Raw genomic sequence first — 1,874 nt, forward strand, 5'->3', positions numbered from 1 at the left:
TTAGTGCGCCAGGCATGGCGCGTAGCGCCTTGACGGGCGCTGTCCCTTGACCGTGGTGGTCAAGGGGCGACTGGGAGGTGAAAGTCCTCTACACACCCGGCAAGGGGAAGTGTTAGCCAAAGGCAAGGGTGTCGCGGGCGACCGCGGATCTGAAGGAAGCCCGAGGCAAACTGCTGGCCTGACGAACAGGAAGCGGATCAGGCGGCGCAGCGGGGTGAGACGGCTAAAATCGTCAAAGCCCAATACTTGCACGGAACGCTGCGACGTATATCCGACAGGCATAAGCAGGAAGGTCGCGCGAATTACCCTGGGAGATCTGCACGTTTGCCATAGTGCTACCGCGCGTCGAGAGGCGACGGGATGAACGTGCAGAAGTCAGCCGAGGCCGTAGTAAGTGGCGATTGACCCCGTCACCAAGGGCCGAACAGGTTATGCCGCCAGTAGGCGTTGGAGTCTCGTCGAATGCTGAAACACCGAATATTCTCCTCGAGAAAACTGTTTCCCCGAGTCCCGGACGGTATCCGAGGATGACGGCCGACAGTGTGCAAGCATCGGCGGCGTCTGCGACGTGGACGAACGCGGAGCCGGACATGCTGATGGAGCGGGTGCTCGCACCGGCGAACCTCAAGCGTGCGTATCAACGCGTGGTCAGCAATAAAGGCGCGCCGGGTGCCGATGGCATGACGGTGGCCGAACTGGCCGGCTACGTGAAACAGTATTGGACGATCTTAAAGGCCCGGTTGCTGACGGGGGAATATCACCCGCAAGCGGTACGCGCGGTTGCGATCCCCAAGCCCAAAGGCGGAAGCCGCCAGTTAGGTATCCCCAATGTGATGGATCGCCTAATCCAACAAGCTTTGCTACAACAGCTCACGCCGATCTTCGACCCGCTGTTCTCGGACTACAGCTACGGCTTCCGTCCGGGGAAAAGCGCCCACCAGGCTATCGAAACAGCCCGCGCCCATGTGGCGGCAGGGCATCGTTGGTGCGTGGAACTCGATCTGGAGAAGTTCTTCGATCGCGTTAACCACGATATCCTGATGGCCCACGTACAGCGTCGGGTTGAAGACAAACGCGTGCTTACGCTTATCCGTCGTTATCTTGAGGCCGGAGTCATGTCGGGCGGGGTGGTCAGCCGACGGCAGGAAGGGACGCCGCAAGGCGGCCCGCTTTCGCCGCTGTTGTCGAATATCCTGCTCGATGAACTCGACGTCGAACTGGCGAAACGGGACCATCGCTTCGTGCGTTATGCCGATGATGCGAACATCTATGTTCGCAGTCAACGGGCTGGCGAACGAGTAATGGCAAGCGTGGAGCGCTTCCTGAGCCAGCGGTTAAAACTGACGCTGAACCGGGAAAAGAGTCGTGTAGCCGAAGCCTGGAAATGCGACTACCTCGGCTATGGGATGAGCAGTCATCAACAACCGAGACTAAGAGTGAGCATGGCGAGCCAACGTCGCCTGCGCGACAGGCTAAGGGAGCTGTTGCGGGGTGCGCGGGGACGCAAGATGGCAAATGTCATCGAGCGAATAAACCCGGTGTTGCGGGGTTGGTCCGGTTACTTCAAACTAAGCCAAAGTAAAAGGCCGCTGGAAGAACTGGATGGCTGGGTGCGGCATAAACTGCGTTGCGTCCTATGGCGTCAATGGAAGAATGCCTCAACGAGGGCAAGGAACTTGACACGCCTAGGATTAACTGCGGAACGCGCCTGGAAATCGACGAGCAATGGTCGAGGTCCCTGGTGGAACTCGGGGGCGTCACATATGAACCAGGCGCTGCCGAAGAAGCGATGGGATCGCCTGGGGCTGGTCTCGATACTGGATACGATAAACCGGCTTAGCCGTATAGCCTGAACCGCCGTATACGGAACCGTA

1 protein-coding gene is annotated in these 1,874 nt (G+C 59.1%); it reads left to right on the forward strand.

What is annotated here, in order from left to right:
• Nucleotides 1-590: 590 nt before the first annotated feature.
• Entirely contained in the window at nucleotides 591-1,853 is a 1,263-nt protein-coding gene (gene ltrA / locus HB631_RS26675) for a group II intron reverse transcriptase/maturase (protein WP_255557340.1), read from the forward strand.
• Nucleotides 1,854-1,874 lie beyond the last annotated feature (21 nt).

Origin of the sequence: Sodalis sp. dw_96 (genome assembly GCF_018449575.1) — a bacterium.
GTDB lineage: Bacteria > Pseudomonadota > Gammaproteobacteria > Enterobacterales > Enterobacteriaceae > Acerihabitans.

Excerpts from the sequence above, each read along its gene's own strand:
- ltrA (WP_255557340.1), top strand. The coding sequence starts at position 591 with ATGCTGATGGAGCGGGTGCTCGCACCGGCGAACCTCAAGCGTGCGTAT.